The sequence below is a fragment of the Meridianimarinicoccus marinus genome (genome assembly GCF_040689105.1).
In the GTDB taxonomy this organism is placed as follows: Bacteria; Pseudomonadota; Alphaproteobacteria; order Rhodobacterales; family Rhodobacteraceae; genus Meridianimarinicoccus; species Meridianimarinicoccus marinus.
Map to the genome: position 1 here is coordinate 34354 of NZ_JBFBVU010000018.1, position 19060 is coordinate 53413.

16 protein-coding genes are annotated in these 19060 nt (G+C 65.3%); 7 read left to right on the top strand and 9 right to left on the bottom strand.

The window, feature by feature from the left end:
* The first annotated feature begins 34 nt into the window (after positions 1-34).
* The 5 genes from AB0T83_RS13670 (at position 35) to AB0T83_RS13690 (ending at position 5857) form a co-directional block, all read left to right on the top strand.
* Complete coding sequence (locus AB0T83_RS13670) at positions 35-1207, top strand: substrate-binding domain-containing protein (RefSeq protein ID WP_366193705.1); 1173 nt, start codon at positions 35-37, stop codon at positions 1205-1207.
* A 58-nt stretch (positions 1208-1265) separates the two neighbouring features.
* Complete coding sequence (locus AB0T83_RS13675; protein WP_366193706.1) at positions 1266-2030, top strand: ABC transporter ATP-binding protein; 765 nt, start codon at positions 1266-1268, stop codon at positions 2028-2030.
* 823 nt (positions 2031-2853) lie between these two features.
* Positions 2854-3606 carry an ABC transporter ATP-binding protein gene (locus AB0T83_RS13680; protein WP_435891175.1) on the top strand — a complete coding sequence of 251 codons (753 nt, stop codon included), beginning with the start codon at positions 2854-2856 and terminating at the stop codon, positions 3604-3606.
* Positions 3603-4733: a branched-chain amino acid ABC transporter permease gene (locus AB0T83_RS13685; RefSeq protein ID WP_435891174.1), complete on the top strand. Its 1131-nt coding sequence runs from the start codon at positions 3603-3605 to the stop codon at positions 4731-4733. The genes AB0T83_RS13680 and AB0T83_RS13685 overlap by 4 nt, the downstream gene beginning before the upstream one ends.
* Entirely contained in the window at positions 4730-5857 is a 1128-nt protein-coding gene (locus AB0T83_RS13690; protein ID WP_366193707.1) for a branched-chain amino acid ABC transporter permease, read from the top strand. The genes AB0T83_RS13685 and AB0T83_RS13690 overlap by 4 nt, the downstream gene beginning before the upstream one ends.
* Positions 5858-6011: 154 nt before the next feature.
* Here the strand turns inward: AB0T83_RS13690 and AB0T83_RS13695 are convergent, their stop codons facing one another.
* From AB0T83_RS13695 to acs, 8 genes are all read right to left on the bottom strand, one after another.
* Entirely contained in the window at positions 6012-8111 is a 2100-nt protein-coding gene (locus tag AB0T83_RS13695; RefSeq protein WP_366193708.1) for a 3'-5' exonuclease, read from the bottom strand.
* Positions 8112-8114: 3 nt separating this feature from the next.
* Positions 8115-8510 carry a response regulator gene (locus tag AB0T83_RS13700; RefSeq protein ID WP_366193709.1) on the bottom strand — a complete coding sequence of 132 codons (396 nt, stop codon included), beginning with the start codon at positions 8508-8510 and terminating at the stop codon, positions 8115-8117.
* A complete protein-coding gene (locus AB0T83_RS13705; protein ID WP_366193710.1) occupies positions 8507-9037 on the bottom strand; it encodes a hypothetical protein in 531 nt (176 codons plus the stop codon). The genes AB0T83_RS13700 and AB0T83_RS13705 overlap by 4 nt, the downstream gene beginning before the upstream one ends.
* 39 nt (positions 9038-9076) lie before the next feature.
* A complete protein-coding gene (locus tag AB0T83_RS13710; RefSeq protein ID WP_366193711.1) occupies positions 9077-10903 on the bottom strand; it encodes a DUF294 nucleotidyltransferase-like domain-containing protein in 1827 nt (608 codons plus the stop codon).
* A gap of 104 nt (positions 10904-11007) precedes the next feature.
* Entirely contained in the window at positions 11008-12792 is a 1785-nt protein-coding gene (locus AB0T83_RS13715) for a sodium:solute symporter family protein (protein WP_366193713.1), read from the bottom strand.
* A 13-nt stretch (positions 12793-12805) separates the two neighbouring features.
* Positions 12806-13063 (bottom strand): DUF4212 domain-containing protein, encoded by a 258-nt coding sequence (locus AB0T83_RS13720; RefSeq protein WP_193141151.1) that lies wholly within the window; start codon positions 13061-13063, stop codon positions 12806-12808.
* A gap of 124 nt (positions 13064-13187) precedes the next feature.
* Positions 13188-13877, bottom strand: a complete 690-nt coding sequence (locus AB0T83_RS13725; protein WP_366193715.1) for an adenylate kinase — start codon at positions 13875-13877, stop codon at positions 13188-13190.
* A gap of 3 nt (positions 13878-13880) precedes the next feature.
* Positions 13881-15845: an acetate--CoA ligase gene (acs, locus tag AB0T83_RS13730; protein ID WP_366193716.1), complete on the bottom strand. Its 1965-nt coding sequence runs from the start codon at positions 15843-15845 to the stop codon at positions 13881-13883.
* 534 nt (positions 15846-16379) lie between these two features.
* Here acs and AB0T83_RS13735 point away from each other — a divergent pair.
* Positions 16380-17156 carry a hypothetical protein gene (locus tag AB0T83_RS13735; protein ID WP_366193717.1) on the top strand — a complete coding sequence of 259 codons (777 nt, stop codon included), beginning with the start codon at positions 16380-16382 and terminating at the stop codon, positions 17154-17156.
* A 4-nt stretch (positions 17157-17160) separates the two neighbouring features.
* Here AB0T83_RS13735 and AB0T83_RS13740 read toward each other — a convergent pair whose 3' ends face one another.
* Positions 17161-18474: a cytochrome-c peroxidase gene (locus AB0T83_RS13740; RefSeq protein ID WP_366193758.1), complete on the bottom strand. Its 1314-nt coding sequence runs from the start codon at positions 18472-18474 to the stop codon at positions 17161-17163.
* Between AB0T83_RS13740 and AB0T83_RS13745 the strand changes: the two genes are divergently transcribed.
* Positions 18466-18957 (top strand): tetratricopeptide repeat protein, encoded by a 492-nt coding sequence (locus tag AB0T83_RS13745; RefSeq protein ID WP_366193719.1) that lies wholly within the window; start codon positions 18466-18468, stop codon positions 18955-18957. The two genes, AB0T83_RS13740 and AB0T83_RS13745, sit on opposite strands and share 9 nt — an antisense overlap.
* The last annotated feature ends 103 nt before the right edge of the window (positions 18958-19060 follow it).

The following is a 19060-nucleotide window of genomic DNA, read 5'->3' on the forward strand; positions in this document are numbered from 1 at the left end:
CCGGCATTTGGGCCGGTATTCAGGGAGTTGGACCATGAATTTCACCCGTTTTGGCGCGGTTGCCCTGTCGGCGCTGCTGGCCATGCCCGCCGCCGCCGACATCACCATCGCCCATGTCTACGGCAAGACCGGCCCGTTCGAGGCCTATGCCAAGCAGTCCCATGTGGGCCTGATGATGGGGCTGGAATACGCCACCGGCGGCACCATGGAGATCGACGGCGAGAAGATCGTGGTGATCGAGAAGGACACCCAGCTGAAGCCCGACATCGGCCGGGCGCTGCTGGAAGAAGCCTATGGCGATGACGCGGTCGATCTGGCGGTCGGCCCGGTCAGTTCCGGCGTGGCGCTGGCGATGCTGCCGGTGGCCGAGGAATACGAGAAGATCCTGATTGTCGAACCGGCCGTGGCCGACAGCATCACCGGCGCCAACTGGAACCGCTACATCTTCCGCACCTCGCGCAACTCCAGCCAGGATGCCATCGCCAATGCCGTGGCCCTGGGCGGCGAGGGGGTCAGCGTGGCGACGCTGGCGCAGGATTATGCCTTTGGCCGCGACGGTGTGGCGGCCTTCGAGGAAGCGCTCGCCGGCACCGGGGCAGCGCTGGTGCACAAGGAATTCGTGCCCACGGATACGACCGATTTCACCGCCGCCGCCGAGCGGATCTTCAACGCCATGAAGGACGTGGACGGCGAGAAGAAGCTGTTCATCATCTGGGCCGGGGGTGGCAACCCGATGAGCAAGATCAACGCGATGGAGCCAGCGCGCTTCGGCATCGACATTGCCACGGGCGGCAACATCCTTGCGGCGCTGAAGGCCTACAAGGAACTGCCGGGCATGGAAGGGGCGACGTATTACTACTACGAAATCCCGCAGAACCCGGTGAACGACTGGCTGGTGACCGAGCATTTCGCCCGCTACGACAGCCCGCCGGATTTCTTCACCGCAGGCGGCATGAGCGCCGGCATCGCCGTGGTCGAGGCGATCAAGGCCGCAGGCTCTACCGAAACCGAGGAACTGATAGCCGCCATGGAAGGCATGTCGTGGGAAACGCCCAAGGGCACCATGACCTTCCGCGCCGAGGATCATCAGGCGCTGCAGTCCATGTATCATTTCAAGATCAAGGTGGACGACACCGTGGAATGGGGTATTCCTGAACTGGTACGTGAGCTTACGATCGACGACATGCCGATCCCGGTTCGCAATTGACGATAGCGCGCCCTGCCTTGTGCACCGGCGGGGCGCTGCGGACGGGTGAGTGACGGCAATGGCCGATATGGTATTGGAGACCCGTGACCTGACCGTCCAGTTTGGCGGTCACGTGGCGGTGGACAGGATCAGCACCGGCTTCCGGGCCGGCGAGCTGACCGCGATCGTCGGGCCCAACGGGGCCGGAAAGACCACCTACTTCAACCTGATCTCGGGACAGATCGCGGCCACCCGCGGGCGCGTTCTGCTGGAAGGGCGCAACATCACCCGCAAGCCCGCCTCGATACGCACGCGGATGGGCTTGGGGCGCGGCTTCCAGTTGACCAACCTGTTTCCCGATCTGACGGTCTATGAAAACGTTCGCCTGGTGGTGCAGGCGCATCAGCGCAAGGGGGGGCGCCTGCTGCGGCTGGCCGACAGCGATGGCCACATGCGCGACATGACCCATCAGGCGCTGGAACAGGTGCAGATGCGCGCGCAGGCCGACAAGCCGGTCAGCGAACTGCCGCACGGAGACCAGCGCAAGCTTGAGGTCGCAATGCTGATCGCCATGGATCCCAAGGTCTACATGTTCGACGAACCCACCGCCGGCATGTCGCCCGATGACGCGCCGGTGGTTCTGGACCTGATCGCGCGACTGTCGCAGGACCGCAGCAAATGCATCCTGCTGGTGGAACACAAGATGGATGTCATCGGCGCGCTGGCGGACCGGATCATCGTGCTGCACAACGGCGCACTTGTGGCCGATGGCGCCCCGCAGGACGTGATGGCCTCGGCCATCGTGCAGGAAGCCTATATGGGACGGGCACAGGCCAATGTCTGACGACGAAGACAAGATCAACCTGCGGGTCGACCGCCTGGCCGCGGCCATGGATGCCGCCCGCGCCCGCGCCCGTGGCGAACAGCCCGCCGAAGCGCCCAAGCCCAGGGCCAAAACGCCGCCCCCCGTGAGCGAGGAATTCGCGCCGCCCGAACCCGGTGCCTCGCTGGAAGAGGCCACCCGTCTGGCCACCCGACCGTTTGGTGCTTCTTTCGAAGAGCCCGCACCAGTCGCGCCCGATCCCGAACCCGAGGACGCGCAGGAGGCTGGGCTCCCCGACACGGACCCGGTTGCCGAGGCCGCGCCGAAGACGGACGCCGTTCCTGAGCCTGAGCCTGAGCCTGAGCCTGAGCCTGAGCCTGAGCCTGAGCCTGAGCCTGAGCCTGAGCCTTGGTCGGAGCCCGCGCTTGAGCCGGAACCCGAACGGGTTTCGGAAGCGGAACCGGAATACGATCCAGAGCCATTCGAACCGAAGGACGGCTTTAGGCCGGAAGACGAAGTCACCCACGCCGGAGATTCCCTGGCTGACGATGACGTTCACCCCGACGCGGCATTGTCCGAGCAGGATGAACAGGACGAAGACTGGACCGAGGATGTGCCGCCCATCGCAGATGCGTCGGGCTTTGAAGACGACCCAATTCCTGCGGACACCGGCCCCCTTGTCCTGAGCGAATACCATCAGGCCGAAGACGGCATGGGCGCGGCCTCCGATCCCGCCGCCTTCGACGATCAGCCGATCCACATCCGGGTGGAGCCGCCGGTCACCTATTGGGATGACCCGGAAGATCCCGGCCTGACGCTGGTCCCCCCGCTGCCCGAGACGCCGCTGCCCGTGACCCCGTCCATCCTGGCCCCGCGCGGCCCGGCCCTGCTGCGCCTGTCGGGCGTGCAGACGGATATCGGCCGCTATCACATCCTGCACGGGGTCGATCTTGAGGTGCCCACCGGCGGCGTCACCATGCTGCTGGGCCGCAACGGCGCGGGCAAGACCACGACGCTGCGCACCATCATGGGGCTGTGGCGGGCGCGGGCCGGAACGATCACACTTGGCGGGCAGGAAATTCAAAGCCAGCGCCCGCACCGGATTGCGCGGGCCGGCATCGGCTTCGTGCCCGAGGATATGGGCATCTTCTCGGATCTGACGGTGGCCGAGAACATGGCGCTGGCAGCCCGGAGTGGCCGGATCAGCCGCGACCGGCTGGACTGGATCTTCCGCGCCTTCCCGGCGCTGGATCAATTCTGGCGGGCGCGAGCCGGCACTCTGTCGGGCGGGCAGAAACAGATGCTGTCGGTGGCCCGCGCGGTGATCGAGAAACGCCGCCTGTACCTGATCGACGAACCCACCAAGGGGCTGGCCCCGGCCATCGTCCATTCGCTGGCGGGCGCGCTGAAGGATCTGAAATCGCAGGGCGCTTCGATCCTGATGGTGGAGCAGAATTTCGCCGTGGCCGCCGAACTGGGCGACACTGCGGCGGTGATGGAAGACGGGCGCATCGTCTGGGCGGGCGAAATGGCGGAACTTGCCGGATCGCCCAACCTGCAGGCGCGCTACCTTGGACTGAACGTGGAGGCCCTATGAGCAGCAGCACCCCCGACGTGGGCGCGATCCACGCCACCACACCGCGCCGGATCGGCGGACGCCGCTTTCCGGCGCTGGTGCCGCTTCTGCTGGTGCCGGGACTGGTGATCCTGGGCCTTGTGGCCATGGCGCTGCAGGCCAGCCTGCCCGAGGGCGCGGGGTGGGCAACGCTGCTGGAGCCGGCCACATGGTCCGCCCTGCCGATGGCCGCCATCGCGATCCAGCCCAGCTGGCTGACCCTGACGGTGTCCGGGCTGGCAATGGGGATGATGATCTTCCTGATGGCCTCGGGGCTGACACTGGTCTTCGGGCTGATGGATGTCATCAACTTCGGCCATGGCGCCTTCATCTCGGTCGGGGCCTTCGTCGGGGCGAGCGTGCTGTTCGCCTATGCCAGTTGGGTCGGCGCGCCGGATCTCGGGCTGAACCTGGCCGCCGTGGCCCTGGCGGTGCTGGCGGCGATGGCGGCCACCGGCGCCATGGGACTGGTGTTCGAACGGGTGATCGTGCGCCCGGTCTATGGTGCGCATCTGAAACAGATCCTTGTCACCATGGGCGGGCTGATCATCGCCGAACAGTTGATCCACGTGATCTGGGGCCCGGACGAGATCTTCCTCAGCCGCCCCGAGACCCTGAAGGGCGCGCTGACATGGCAGGGCGCCGCGCTGGAGAAATACCGGCTGCTGGCGGTGGCCGTGGGGCTGGTGGTCTTTGCCCTGATGGGGCTGGTGCTGCGCTTCAGCCGGATCGGGCTGATCGTGCGTGCCGGAGTGCAGAACGGCGAGATGGTCGAGGCCATGGGCTATCGCCTGAGCCGCATCTTCGTGCTGGTCTTTGTCGCCGGCTCGGCGCTGGCCGGGCTGGGCGGCGTCATGTGGGCCATGTATCAGGAGGTCGTCACCGCCCAGATGGGCGCCGAACTGATGGTGCTGGTGTTCATCGTGGTGATCATCGGCGGGCTGGGATCGGTCGAGGGCTGTTTCATCGGCGCGCTGCTGGTCGGGCTGACCCAGAACTACACGGCCTTTCTGGAACCGAAGATGGCGCTGGTGTCCAACATTGGCCTGATGGTGCTGATCCTGATGTGGCGACCACAAGGGATGCTGCCGGTTGTGAGGGCGAAATGATGGTCAGGCTGCTGTCCGGCGACAAACCCGGATCCGTCCTCTTGTCGCTGATCTTGCTGGGGATATTCCTGTCCCTGGCCTTCGCGCCCTTCCTGTTCGAGGGCACCCGCGCGCTGGATACGGCGGCGCGGATCTGTGTCTTCATCGTGCTGGTGGCCAGCTATGATCTGCTGCTGGGCTATACCGGCGTGGTCAGTTTTGCCCATACGATCTTTTTCGGTTTCGGGGCTTATGGCGTGGCGCTGGCGTCGATCCACATGGGCCGCAGTTTCGAGGCGCTGGCGATGGGCGCCGGGGCCGGGGCGCTGGGGGCGGCGCTGCTGGCGGCGGTGATCGGGCTGTTCTCGCTGCGCGTGCGGGCGATCTTCTTTGCCATGATCACGCTGGCAGTGGCCTCGGCGGTGGCGGTGCTGGTCTCGCAGCTGTCAGTTCTGACCGGCGGCGAGGATGGGCTGACCTATCGCATCCCGCGTGAGTTGACAGCGGCGGTGACCTATGGGCAGGCGCCGGAGTGGCGCTTTGCCCTGCCCGAAGCGGTGGCGCCCGGCACCGAGGAGGGACCGGCGATGCTGACCCTCGGCGGCGACCGGATCAGCGGCAAGATCGCCAACTACTACCTTGTTTTTGCAGGTTCCCTGATCCTTGTGCTGCTGATGCTGCGGATCGTGAACTCGCCCTTCGGGCGGGTGTTGCAGGCGATCCGCGAGAATGATTTCCGGGCCGAGGCCATCGGCTATCGGGTGGTCAGCTACCGCATCGGGGTGACGGTTCTGTCGGCGGTGATGGCGGCGCTGGCGGGGTCGCTGTTCGCGATCTGGCTGCGCTATGTGGGGCCGGACACGGTGCTGAGCTTCGAGATCATGATCGACATCCTGTTGATGGTGGTGATCGGCGGCATGGGCACGATCTATGGCGCGGTGATCGGCGCGGTGGTGCTGATGCTGGCGCAGAATTACCTCAAAGACCTGATGGCGGGGGCGGCCAGCGGACTGGCGGATGTGCCCTATGCGGCGGACCTGCTGAACCCGGATCGCTGGCTGTTGTGGCTGGGGGTGCTGTTTGTGCTCAGCGTCTATTTCTTTCCCACGGGCGTGGTCGGACGGCTGCGCGGCAAGCGCGGCTGAGGGTCGAATTCCGGGGCTGGACAGCGTCTGGAAAAGGTATGGCGGGCGTATGGCTGCGCTGCCAGCCCGCTGAAAACAGCCGCCGACCGGGATCGGCATGAAAAAAGGGCGGCCCCTGGGCCGCCCCGTTTGTGTCTGCACCAACAATGCGCGGTCAGCCGACGCGGGCCTTCATCTCGCGCATCAGGCGGGCGTTTTTCTCCATCGCGGCGACTACATCGTCATAGGTGGTCATGCCCTGCGCTTCCAGCATCGCCAGCATCCGCTGGAACACCTCGGCGGTGGCCACGGTGTCGCCATAGGCGGTGTGGCGGACCTCGGCCGGGATGACCACACCGAAGCGGTCGGCCAGCGCATCCAGCGTGTGCACCTCGTTCTGGCCAAACAGGATCGCCGACAGCAGCACCGTGTCGATCACCGGGTGATCGAAGGGCGCGCCGATGGTCTCGGCATGGCGATGGAAGAAGGCCATGTCGAAGGGCGCGTTGTGGGCGACCAACACGGCGTTCTGGCAGAATCGGTGGAACTGCGCCCCGGCTTCCTTGATGGTGGGCATGCCCTTCACCATGTCCTCGGTGATGCCGTGGATCTCGGTGGATTTGGGCGGGATCGTGCGCTTGGGATCGACCAGTTGATCCAGCACCTCGCCATCCACGCGCTTGCCGTTCAGCAGGCGCACGGCGGCGATCTGCACGATCTCGTCGCCGCCCTTGGGATCGAGCCCGGTGGTTTCGGTGTCGAAGACCACATAGGTCAGTTCCGACAGCTTCTTGCCGGTCACCGCGCCGTCGCGGACCTGGGTCAGCAGGTCGAAGTCGAAGACCGTGGGCCGCCCGTAGCCGGGTTTCAGCGATCCCAGCGCCTCGACCATGCGGGCCTCGGCGATGGGCAGCATCAGCGCGGCCTGACCCGAGTCCGTGGTTTCGGGCCAGATGTCCGAGTTGTGGTGGTTCAGGATTTCCTGCCCGGTGATCTCGATCGGGCCGTCTTCCAGCGGGGCATCCAGAACCTCGCGCAGGGCCGGGATCGGCAGCGCGCCGCCATCCCAATGCAACGAGACCATGGCACCGGGCCCCTCCATCTCGACGGTCAGCGACAGCGCCTTGGCCAGCCCCAGATCGGTGATCTTGTGGATAAGCGAGGCCAGAAGGCTGGACAGGGCAAAGCCGTCGCAGCGCAGGCTGATGTGCGGGCTGGGCGCGTCCAGCGGCAGTGCGTCGGGGCCAAGATGGCCACGGATCGCGTCGATCAGCTGCGAGGCGCGCACGTCCTGCATCGGCCACCAGGTGTCCTGATCGGCGTCGTGGCGTTCGGCCAGAGTGTTGACGACCTCGACCAGTTCGGCGGCTTCGGACCGGAGGGCCGCGTCATGATCGGCGAAACCGCCGACCGGATCGTTGATCATGTCCAGCACCGCTTGCAGGCGGGCCGCGGGCAGGCGCACCGAGTCTATGGTCTCGGTCAGCAGCCGTTCGCGTTCGCTGTGCATCTTCATGTCCTTGGACACGTCGCGCAGGGTCAGCACGTAGCCGGGCTTTTCGCCCATCCCCAGCGCCCCGCTGACCAGTCGCATATGCGCCGCGATGGTGCGGCCACAGGCCACCGTCGAGACCAGCACGTCGCGATGCTTCTCGCCGGTTTCGGCCTTCAGCAGGGTTTCATAGGTGCGCCGGATCGGGCCTTCGCGCAGCAGGTCGAAGATCATCCGGTCCAGACGGGGCCGCCCGGTGTCCTGCAGAAGATCCACCGAGGTCGGGTTGTAGAACACGATCTGGTGGCTGGGCGCGCACAGGATCAGCCCCATGTCCACGTCCGACAGCAGCGCGGTCAGCTGCGCGGTCTGTTCCTTCAGGCGCGAAGTCTGCTCGGCCACGGTTTCCTCAAGCTCGGAGCGGGCCGAGGCCAGGGTCCTGGTGAGTTCGCCGGCGGCGGGGGCCAGATCGCCGAGGTATTTCGCGGGCGCGGCGTCCAGATCGCGAGAGATGTCGGCATGGGCGCGGGCGCGCAATTCGGACGACAGCCGTTCGATGGCGCGGGCGACGTTTTCGTCAAACAGGTACCAGATGCCGGCGACAAGAGCGGCCGTCAGGAACCCGGCCATGATGCCGCCGGTGGTCAGGGCGGCCATGGGCTGCGCGGGATCCATGCGCGCGGCGGCGAAGGCGAGGCTGCCGGCCAGAATGGCCAGGGCGCCACAGCCCAGGAGGGCGAAGAACAGGAATATTCTCAGCCGTAAAGACAGGGTGTTGAACATCGGTCAGGCCTCCAGCAGCCGTCCGACCTCGATGCGCAGCGACGACATGGGGAAGGGCATCGACAGGAAGGCGTCGGCCCCCATGGCGCGGGCCCGGCGCTTGTCGATGGCGCGGCCCGAATTCTGTAGCACCAGCAGGCGCGCATGATCCAGGTCGCGGCGTTGCCGGATCTCTTGCGCCAAGCCGAAGGCCGACATGTCGCTGGTCCGGCTTTCCAGCACGATCACATCGGGGCAGGCGGCGCAGAGCCCATCCAGCACGCTGGTGGCGCAGGGCGCGCGGGTCAGGGCGCAGCCATCGCGGCTGAGGCTGTGTTCGATGGCATCGCCCAGCGTGTCATCCAGCCCCAGCAGGGCCACGCGGGCCTCGTGTCCGTTGCATGAAAATGTCTTTGTCATCCCAATACCTCCTCCTCACAGGTCTTGAGCAAAACCGGATCTTCCGGTTCCAGCGGAATCCACGCGCTTTCCTCCACATTGCCGTCGGCATCCATGGCGACCCCCTCCATGAGGTCGGCACGGCGGTTGTTGGCGCAGTCGATGACGACTCGGATCTGCCGGACCGGGGCCCAGCGTCCGAAGAAAAACAGGTCGACCATGCGTTGGCCGGGCAGATCGTCGTTGGTGCGGATGGTTTCGCGATCCACGGCGACGAAGCGGTCCACCTGCGGCGAGACATAGGTCCACGGCTTGTAGAACGCCGAGGTTTCATGCGACCAGGCGACGACGATCTCTTCGGGCAGGGTGGTCGTGGTGCGGTCGTACCAGGTGTACTCGGACCAGACCGAAAACCCGATCATGGCCAGACCCGCGCCGGCCGGCAGAATCCAGCGCGGCAGCCGTTTGCCAACGATCAGGTTCACCAGCAGGATCACCCCTGCCGCGCCAAGGCCGATCGCGAAGGTCGCGAAGAGTTCTAGAAACATATGTCCTCCCAGGGTGGTCCGCAGCGGCGAACCGAAGTGTTAACCGATCATGCCGCGTCCGTGTCCAAGAGCCGATTGCAGCGTCTTTACCACGACGAAAGCGTCGCGAAGATGACTTCGCTCAAAGTCGGACAGTTCTGTCGGCGAAAGAAAGTTGTCAGGGGCGGCGCCGTGGCGCACCAGCTTGGCCTGATGATCCAGACGGGTCTGGGCGATCAGGTCGTAGGCGTCCATCAGGTCGCTGCCGCCGGATTTCGACAACACGCCCTTAGCCTCGGCCTCGATCAGGCGGGCGCGGGTGTTGGCGGCGGTCAGCTCGCCCTGGATCGCATAGATCCGGGCCAGGTCCACGATCGGCACCACGCCGTTGTGTTTCAGGTCGATGCGGTTCTTGTGCTCGCCCGAGCGGATGGTGGCGAAGCCGCGCAGCAGGCCCAGCGGCGGCGTGTGCTTGAGCGAGTTCGAGATCATGTGCGACACGAAGATCGAATTGGCCGAGGCCTTGGACAGAACCTCGCGCTGGAGCCCGTCGAACAGGCTGGCGTCGCCGCCGATCACTCGCAGGTCGAACATCACCGAGGCCAGCATCTGCGCCTCGGGGCTGGGCTTGGCGATCCAGCCTTCGAAATAGCCGCGCCAGACCCGCACCGGCTGCCGCCAGCGGGTCGCTGTCGCCATCATATCGCCGGGGCAATAGACATAGCCGCAGGTGTTCAGCCCGTCGCAGACGAATTTCGCCAGCTTCTCGAAATAGGGCATATCCTCGGCAGTGACGCGGTCATCGAGGAACAGGCAGTTGTCCTGATCCGACACGCCGGTCTGTTCGCGCCGGCCCTGGCTGCCGCAGGCGAGCCAGCAATAGGGCACCGGCGGCGGGCCGAGCTTGGCTTCGGCCAGCGCCAGCAGGCGGCGGGTGACCGCATCGCCGATGTCGGTAATCAGCCGGGTGACGACCTCGTGCGGGTTGCCCGAGCCCACCAGTTGCACCAGCAACTGCGGGATCTGCTTGGTGACCTTGGCCAGGGCCGCCGGGGTGCGGGCACTGGCGACATCCGAGACGAACTGCGCCGAGGTGATGGCCTGCAGGCGGGTCAGGTCGGTCTGGGTGACCATGCCGAGGATGCGGTCGCCCTCGGCGATGGGCAGATGGCCGATATGGCGTTCGTGCATCACGTGCAGCACGTCCGAGGCCAGCGCATCCGGGGGCAGGGTGATCGGCTGCGGCGTCATGATCCGCGATACATCCAGCGCGGAATCGATGCCTTCTGCCACGACCCTGTGCGACAGGTCGGTGGTGGTGACGATGCCTTTCAGGACGCCGTCCTCGACCACCGCAAGGCTGGAGATGTTCTTTTCGCGCATCTGCCGCGCGGCCTCGCGGATCGAGGTGGTGGGCGGGCAGGACACCGGCGGGCCGGTCAGCAGGTTCGACACCTGCGTGGTGGCCAGCGACATGGTGTTGGGCTTGTCGCCCGAAGTGCCGCGATCGAAGAATTTTGCAAAGGCGGGCTGCGTGTCCAGCAGGCGGGTGACCTCGGTCACCGGCAGGATCAGCAGGGAAACATCGGTGGTGGCGAGGGCGTTGGTGACGGCGATGCCGTCCCGGAACAGGCCGCGTTCGCCGAAACTGTTGCGCGGGCCAAGCAGCGAAAGCTGGCCGCCCTGGGCATCGTGGATCTCGACCGAACCATCGAGGATGACATAGAGGCCCGGAAGCTTGTCGCCGATGGAATAGATCGTCTCGCCCTTGCTGCGCGTCTCGACCATGAAGGCGTTGGCAACCTGGTTCAGGTCTTCGGGGGGGAGGGCGTCATAGGGGTGCAGGGCGGACAGGAAGATGCGCACTGCGTCGGGGGTGACTTCCATCGAAAGCTCCTTTGAGGAAGAAGCCGGGCGCAGCCTGTGCCGCGCCCAGCGATGGCTGCGGCCGGGGCGCGTTGGGCGCCCCGGCGGATCTTGTCAGGACCAGATCAGTGGTCGATGGCAGCAGCGCCGGCACCTTTCGGGATGCGGATGCTTTCCACCAGTTCCTGGATCTCCTGCGGCGGCTCTTCCGTGGCGTTCGACACGAAGTAGGCGACCACGAAGTTCACCAGGGCACCGATCGAACCGATCGCGGTGGACTGGATGCCCAGCAGCGACCCCTGGATGGTGTCAGGGAACTGGTTGGTCCCTGCGATGAAGAACCAGCCCTTGTGCATGAAGATGTAGATCAGCGTGAACAGCAGACCCGACACCATGCCGGCAACAGCGCCCTTGTTGTTGATGCGCTTCACGAAGATGCCCATCATCAGAGCCGGGAAGATCGACGCGGCGGCCAGACCGAAGGCAAGTGCCACGGTTTGAGCAGCGAAGCCCGGAGGGTTGAGGCCGAGGTAGGTGGCGACACCAATGGCAACCGCCATCGAGATACGCGCCCAGAGCAGTTCGCCCTTTTCCGAGATGCCGGGGTTCAGCTGACCCTTGATCAGGTCGTGCGACACCGAGGACGAGATCGCGAGCAGCAGGCCGGCAGCGGTCGACAGCGCGGCGGCAAGACCACCGGCGGCGACGATTGCCAGAACCCAACCGGGCAGCTGTGCGATTTCAGGGTTGGCAAGAACGATGATGTCCCGGTTCACCGTCAGCTCGGAGCCTTTCCAACCGCGCGGCGTGGCCACATCGGCGTCGAAGGTCGAGTTGGCGTCGTTGTACCACTGGATGCGGCCGTCACCGTTCTTGTCTTCGAACTTCAGCAGGCCGGTCTTTTCCCAGTTGGTCATCCAGTCGGGACGGCTTGCGTATTCGATCGGCTCTTCGGCCACACCGTTCGGATAGATGGTGTCGACCAGGTTCAGTCGCGCCATGGCGCCAACCGCCGGAGCCGTCAGGTACAGCAGGGCGATGAAGACCAGGGCCCAGCCAGCCGACCAGCGGGCGTCAGCCACTTTGGGAACGGTGAAGAAGCGGATGATGACGTGGGGCAGACCCGCGGTACCGATCATCAGCGAGAAGGTGAAGAGCACCATGTTGATGACCGCGGACGGGGTGCCATCCTGCGCGGTGTAATCCGCAAAGCCCAGATCGGTGACAACCTGGTTCAGACGCTCCAGCAGCGGCTCGCCCGAGGCGACGTCGTTGCCGAACAGGCCGATGCCGGGGATGGCGTGGCCGGTCAGTTGCAGCGAGATGAAGACCGCCGGGATGGTGTAGGCGGTGATCAGAACGCAGTACTGAGCCACCTGCGTGTAGGTGACGCCCTTCATGCCGCCGAGAACGGCGTAGGCGAACACGATGGCGGCGCCGATGAGCAGGCCGGTGGTGTTGTCCAGTTCCAGGAAGCGCGAGAAGGCAACGCCAACACCGGTCATCTGACCGATCACATAGGTGATCGAGGCGGTGATCAGGCAGATCACGGCCACCAGACGCGCGGTCGGGCTGTAGAAACGGTCGCCAATGAATTCCGGCACGGTGAACTTGCCGAACTTGCGCAGGTAGGGGGCAAGCAGCAGCGCCAGAAGCACGTAGCCGCCGGTCCAGCCCATCAGGTAGGACGAGGTTGCGTAACCGCCGAAGGCGATCAGGCCGGCCATCGAGATGAACGAGGCGGCCGACATCCAGTCAGCGCCCGTGGCCATCCCGTTGACAACCGGGTGCACACCGCGACCGGCTGCGTAGAATTCCGAGGTCGAGCCCGCACGGGCCCAGATTGCAATGCCGATGTAGAGCGCGAAAGTCGCGCCGACCACCAGCAAGTTGAGGGTAAACTGATCCATCGTTCCCTGTCCCTTACTCTTCGACGCCGTGCTCTGCGTCGAGCTTGTTTACGCGCCATGCGTAGAAGAAAATGATGGCAAGAAATACCAAGATGGAGCCCTGCTGGGCGAACCAGAAGCCCAGGTCGGTGCCACCCACCGGAATACCCTTGAGGAGCGGGCGCAGCAGGATGCCGAACCCGAAGGAAACGAGGGCCCAGATGGCGAGGCAAACCTTGATGATATTCAGGTTCGCTTGCCAGTAGGCGTTGTTGGACGAATTATCCGCCATAGCGGTCTCTCCCTTTAAGACATGCTTTCCCGGAGCCCGGAACGGTGTGTTCCAAAATCCAATGGTGAAAGCGGTTGCTCTGCCGACACCCCCCCAAGTCCCACCGGGGGGAGCCGGCTCTCCCTTACGCCGAAGCGTCTTCCACGATGCGACCGAGGCCCTGCGCGATCGCGTCGATGTCGCCCATGGCGTCAACGCGTTGCAGGACGCCCTTGGCGTCGTAGTAGTCGATCAGCGGCGCCGTTTGCGCGTGGTAGGCTTCAAGCCTGGACCGCACGGTTTCGGCATTGTCGTCGGCCCGGCGCTTGAACTCCGTGCCTCCGCATTTGTCGCAGGTCCCGTCAACGGCGGGCTGCTTGAAGCTGTCATGGTAGCCTTCGCCGCATTTGGCGCAGGTGTAGCGGCCCGAAACCCGCTCGACCATGGCTTCATCCTCAACGTCCAGCGAGATCGCGGCGTTGATCTTCTGTCCGGTTTCTTCCAGCAGCGCGTCCAGGCTTTCGGCCTGTCCGGTGGTGCGCGGGAAGCCGTCAAGAATGACACCCTTCTGAGTGTCATCCTCGGCCAGGCGATCCTTCAGGATGGCCAAAACGATCTCGTCAGAGACGAGCTTGCCCGCCTCCATCACCGCCTTGGCGGCCTTGCCGGCGTCGGTGCCCGTGGCAACCGCCGCGCGCAGCAGATCGCCGGTGGACAGCTGGACGAGGCCGAATTTCTCTTCCAGCATCCGGGCCTGGGTGCCCTTCCCGGCGCCCGGAGGGCCGAGAAGGATGAGGACTGCGGGTGTCGTGGTCACGATGTCTGCTCCGTCCATGACTTATTTTTTGTTCATGCGGTTTTCGATGAGATCATCGACCACGGCCGGTTCGGCCAGCGTCGAGGTATCGCCGAGCGCCCCGAAATCGTCTTCCGCGATCTTGCGCAGGATGCGGCGCATGATCTTGCCCGACCGGGTCTTGGGCAGGCCGGGCGCCCACTGGATCAGGTCCGGAGCGGCAATCGGGCCGATCTCGGTGCGGACCCAGGTGCGCAGCTCCTTGCGCAGTTCCTCGGTCGGCTCGACGCCGTTCATCAGGGTGACATAGCAGTAGATGCCCTGGCCCTTGATGTCGTGCGGGTAGCCCACCACCGCAGCCTCGGCGACCTTGGCATGAGCGACCAGGGCGCTTTCCACCTCGGCGGTACCCATCCGGTGGCCGGACACGTTGATCACGTCATCGACGCGGCCGGTAATCCAGTAGTCGCCATCGGCATCACGGCGGCAGCCGTCACCGGTGAAGTAGTAGCCCTTGTAGTCCGAGAAATAGGTCTTCTCGAACCGCTCGTGGTCGCCATAGACGGTGCGCATCTGGCCGGGCCAGCTGGCCTTGATGCAGAGCACGCCTTCGGTCGGGCTTTCGTGGATTTCCTCGCCCGACTGCGGATCCAGAACCACCGGCTCGACGCCGAAGAAGGGCTTCATGGCCGATCCGGGCTTCAGCGCATGGGCGCCGGGCAGCGGGGTCAGCAGGTGACCGCCGGTTTCGGTCTGCCACCAGGTGTCGACGATCGGGCATTTGCCCTTGCCGACATTGTCGTTGTACCAGTTCCAGGCTTCCGGGTTGATCGGCTCGCCCACGGTGCCGAGGATGCGCAGGCTGGAGAGGTCGGCTTTCTCGACGAACTCGGTGCCCTTGCCCATCAGTGCGCGGATGGCGGTCGGCGCGGTGTAGAACTGGTTGACCTTGTGCTTCTCGCAGACTTCCCAGAAGCGCGAGGCGTCGGGATAGGTCGGCACGCCTTCGAACATCACCGTGGTGGCGCCATTGGCGAGCGGGCCGTAGACAATGTAGCTGTGGCCGGTGACCCAGCCCACGTCCGCGGTGCACCAGAAGACATCGCCTTCCTTGTAGTCGAAGACGTACTTGTGGGTCATCGCGGCGTACAGCAGGTAGCCGCCCGAGCTGTGCACGACGCCCTTGGGCTGGCCGGTCGAGCCCGAGGTGTAGAGCACGAACAGCGGGTCTTCGGCGTTCACTTCCACGGCGCGGCTGTGATCGTCGGCCTCGGCATGCAGTTCCGAATAGTCGTAGTCGCGGCCATCGACCCAGGTGGTCTGGCCACCGGTGCGCTTGACCACCAGGCATTTGACCGAGTCCTTGCAGTGCAGCAGGGCGGCGTCGGCGTTCGACTTCAGCGGGGTCTGGCGACCGCCGCGCGGGGCGTAGTCGGCGGTGATCACGACCTTGGCGTCGGCCCCGTTCACACGGGCGGCCAGCGCGTCCGGCGAGAAGCCGGCGAACACGATCGAATGGATGGCCCCGATCCGGGCGCAGGCCAGCATGGCGTAAGCGGCTTCCGGGATCATCGGGAGATAGAGGACGACGCGATCGCCCTTGCGGACGCCAAGGCCCTCAAGGATGTTGGCCATCTTGCAGACTTCGGTGTGCAGCGCCTTGTAGGTGATGTGCTGCGCCGGCTCTTCGGGGTTGTCGGGTTCGAAGATGATGGCGGTCTGGTCGCCCCGGGTTTCAAGGTGGCGATCTACGCAGTTGGCGCAGACGTTCAGGGTGCCGTCCTCGAACCACTTGATGGACACCTTGCCGAAGTCAAAGGTGGTGTCCTTGACCTTGGTATACGGCTTGATCCAGTCCAGCTGCTTGCCGTGCTCGCCCCAGAAGGCATCGGGGTCGGAAATCGACTCCGCGTACATACGATTGTAGGTTTCGGCATCAATATGCGCGTTTGCGGCGATCTCAGCGCTCGGCGGATAGGTTGCTGTGTCCTGACTTTGACCCGTCATCGGAGTCCTCCCGTCATTAGTCAACTTCGCGTTCAGTCATGCGCCCGCAGCAATGCGGATATGAGCACATGTCCCGACTGTCCCGTAGTCACTTTATCACCATTTGAAAACACCAGAATAAGTCGTAGATATTCCACGCCTTTTTTGTCAACGATTTTGCCGCTTTCGTCGAAAAGCTGTAAAGTCGTTCACGATTAGGATTTTCACAAGGATTTCGGGCTGTTGCTCATCCGCGCCTGGTCTGCTGCGCCCCGCCAGTAAACAGGAATCTGGAATACACGTCATCCGCGCTGTGGTGTGACAAAATCTCCGCCGCTCTTGAAGCGCCGCGCCGCTGCCAAGGCGCCGCTGACGAAGGGTCAATTGCGCCGCCTGATTCTGCTGGCGCAATTTTGTTACGCCGGCCTCACTGTTAGCGCACAAAAAAACACATTCCAAAATACACGTTTCCGAAGGCATCCTGGGGGTTCTACGGTGCATCCGGAAGTTGAGTGGCGCGGGGGATCCGCGCCCGTTGTTCAAGGGAAGCATTCGATGAAACCTGTTGTTGTCCTGATGGCCGCCCTGTGCGCGGCCACCTCTGCCCAGGCGGGCTCGCGCGATTGCGTGCACACCCATGACGTGGCTTGGCAGATCACGCTGGATCCCGACACCAACTATGGCAACGCGCTGACGCTGCAGAAGCACACGCCCAGCGGCATGACCGACAAGAACGGCCGGCCGCAGTATGATCTTGCGGCGCCGATCAGCTTCCAGACGCAGACCTACAGTGTGATGAGCGATTTCACCGATCCGGGGCTGGACGATGTCTGCAAGGTGCGCGGACGCCTGCCGCCCGAGGAGGTGCGGATCTTTGCCCGGCTGGTGCGCTATTACGGGGTCGATGTGGGATATGCCGAGGGCGACAGCAAATACAGCAAGGCGGGCAAGCTGGTGGCCACGGTCAATGGCGAGACGCGCAGCAAGATCGGGCGCGTCGGGTCTCCGGGCGGCAGTTTCGATCATGACTCGGGCGGCATCAGTGGCGGCAGCGTGGCGGTTGGGTCCACCTTCGACGTGAGCGCGGTGCTGGAACTGCTGAACTGGAACGGCGGCAACGGCGCGATCCAGCACTACTTTACCCTGTCGCCCGAATTGCGCGGACGGACCAGCGGGACGGTGCGCTACTATACCGATGTCGCGGCCGGGTCGTCGGCGCCAGCCCCCAGCAGCGGCGCGTCGCCTGTGCCCCTGCCAGCGGGAGGCGCGCTGATGATCGGCGGGCTGCTGGCGCTGGCTGGCCTGCGGTCGCGGCGGCGCGCACGGGACTGAAGGCTCAGTCCATGGGCAGACCGCTGGGCACGGCATCGGGCCGGCCCAGCGGATGCTGCCCGGCGGTGGCGCCGGTCAGCGCGTGCAGGAAGGCCAGCAGGGCGTCGACCTCGGCCACGGTCAGATCGACGGGCGCAAGGTCGCGCCGGGCCGCCTGGCGGGCCAGTTCCGCCTTGTCCTGCCAGACGATGAAATCGACAGCGCTCAACCAAGGGGCATCGGGCAGTCCGGCCATTTCGGGTTGCCACCGGGCCAGCGCCGCGTCGGGGTCGAGGTGGTGCTCAACGATGCCGCGCAGGGTCGGGTAGGCGCCGTTATGCCCCCACGGCCCGGTCAGCGCCACGTTGCGCAGCGAAGGGGTGCGGAAGCGATAGGCATCCTCCAACCGGTCGCTTTCGCCCATCCGCCCGACATCGCGGGCGTGCGGATCGAAGGGACGGGTGCGGCCCGGTCCGAAGGGCGGCAGGCCGATGGCGTGAAAATCCTGATCGGTCAGCAACGGGCCGGAATGGCAGCGCGCGCAACCGGCCTTGCCATAGAACAGGTTCAGCCCGGCCCGCGCCTGGGCACTCAGGGCATCGGGATCGCCGGCGAGATAGGCATCGAAGGGGCTGTCGAAACTGCGCCAGTCGGCGTTGATATAGTCGCCGATGGCCTCGGCCACCTCGACGATGGTGACTTGCGCGGGGCGGTCGATGGTGTCGAAGGCGGCCACGAAGCCCGCGCCATAGGCGGGCAGGATGCGCACCCGTTTGGCCAGGATCGGCCAGGCGGCGTCGATACGGTCGTGTACCGCGCCCGCGATCTCGTTCTCCTTGGGGTTCCCTGCCATCTCGAATTGCGCCACCAGCGGAAACACCGCCTGCGCCGCGATCAGCGTATCCAGACCCGGCGGCAGCCATTCCTGCGCCGGAGAATTGTAGGCGTTGCCGTAGAGGTTCGACGACTCCAGCCGCCCGTCGTGGAACATCACCCGGATGTCGCGGTGTCCGAGGTTCCACAGGCTGGGGGCATTGCGCGGGATACGCTTGGCGATGCGGTCGGGGCCGCTGCCCGCCGTGCGCTCGGGGCCCAATCCCACGCCGCCCTCGCCGATGCCAAGGCTCAGCCCGTCGCTGCCCGCGTGTTCAGGGTGGTGGCAGGTGGCGCAGGCGATGTTGCGGTTGCCCGAAAGGATCTTGTCGAAGAACAGCAACTGGCCCAGTTTCGCCTTGGCGGGATCGAACGGGTGGAAATCCTCTGCCGTGATCGGGTCCGGCAAGGGATAGCTGTGCGGCCCGGCCACCGCCGCCAGCGGAAGGAGCAGGAGATGACCCAGAACCACAGCCTTGGTGCCGCCGCGATTGCGGTGTGTCTGGCGCTGACCGGACCGGCCGTCGCGGATCTGGAAGAGGCGCGCGACATGATGGAGGCCGGAGCGTTCGAGGATGCCCGCGCCGCGCTGTGGCCTGCGGCCCGGTCCGGCAATGCCGAGGCCGAGGAATTGATTGGCGTCATGTATGCCATGGGGCTGGGGGTGGCGCGGGACGACCAGCGCGCCTTCGACTGGTATCTGCGCTCGGCGATGAAGGGCCATCCCGGCGCGCAATCGGGGGTCGGCTGGTACTACGAGGTTGGCCGTGGCATGCCCGCGCCGGATCTCGTGCGCGCCTATGCGTGGTACGTGCTGTCCGCCATTGGCGGCGATCCCGACGCGGCGATCAGCCAGGAAGAGGTGGTCAAGAAGATGACGGCGGAGGAAATCGCGCAGGCGCATATGATGGTCGATGATTACCGGGTCTGGATGTATCCGTTCCGCTAGGGGGGACCGGCAGGGGGGCGCTGTCAAGCGCGGCTTGCAGGGGTGCGCGTGACCCGCGCGCCAAATTCCGCTATAGTTGCAGAATGTCAGACCGACACGGCCT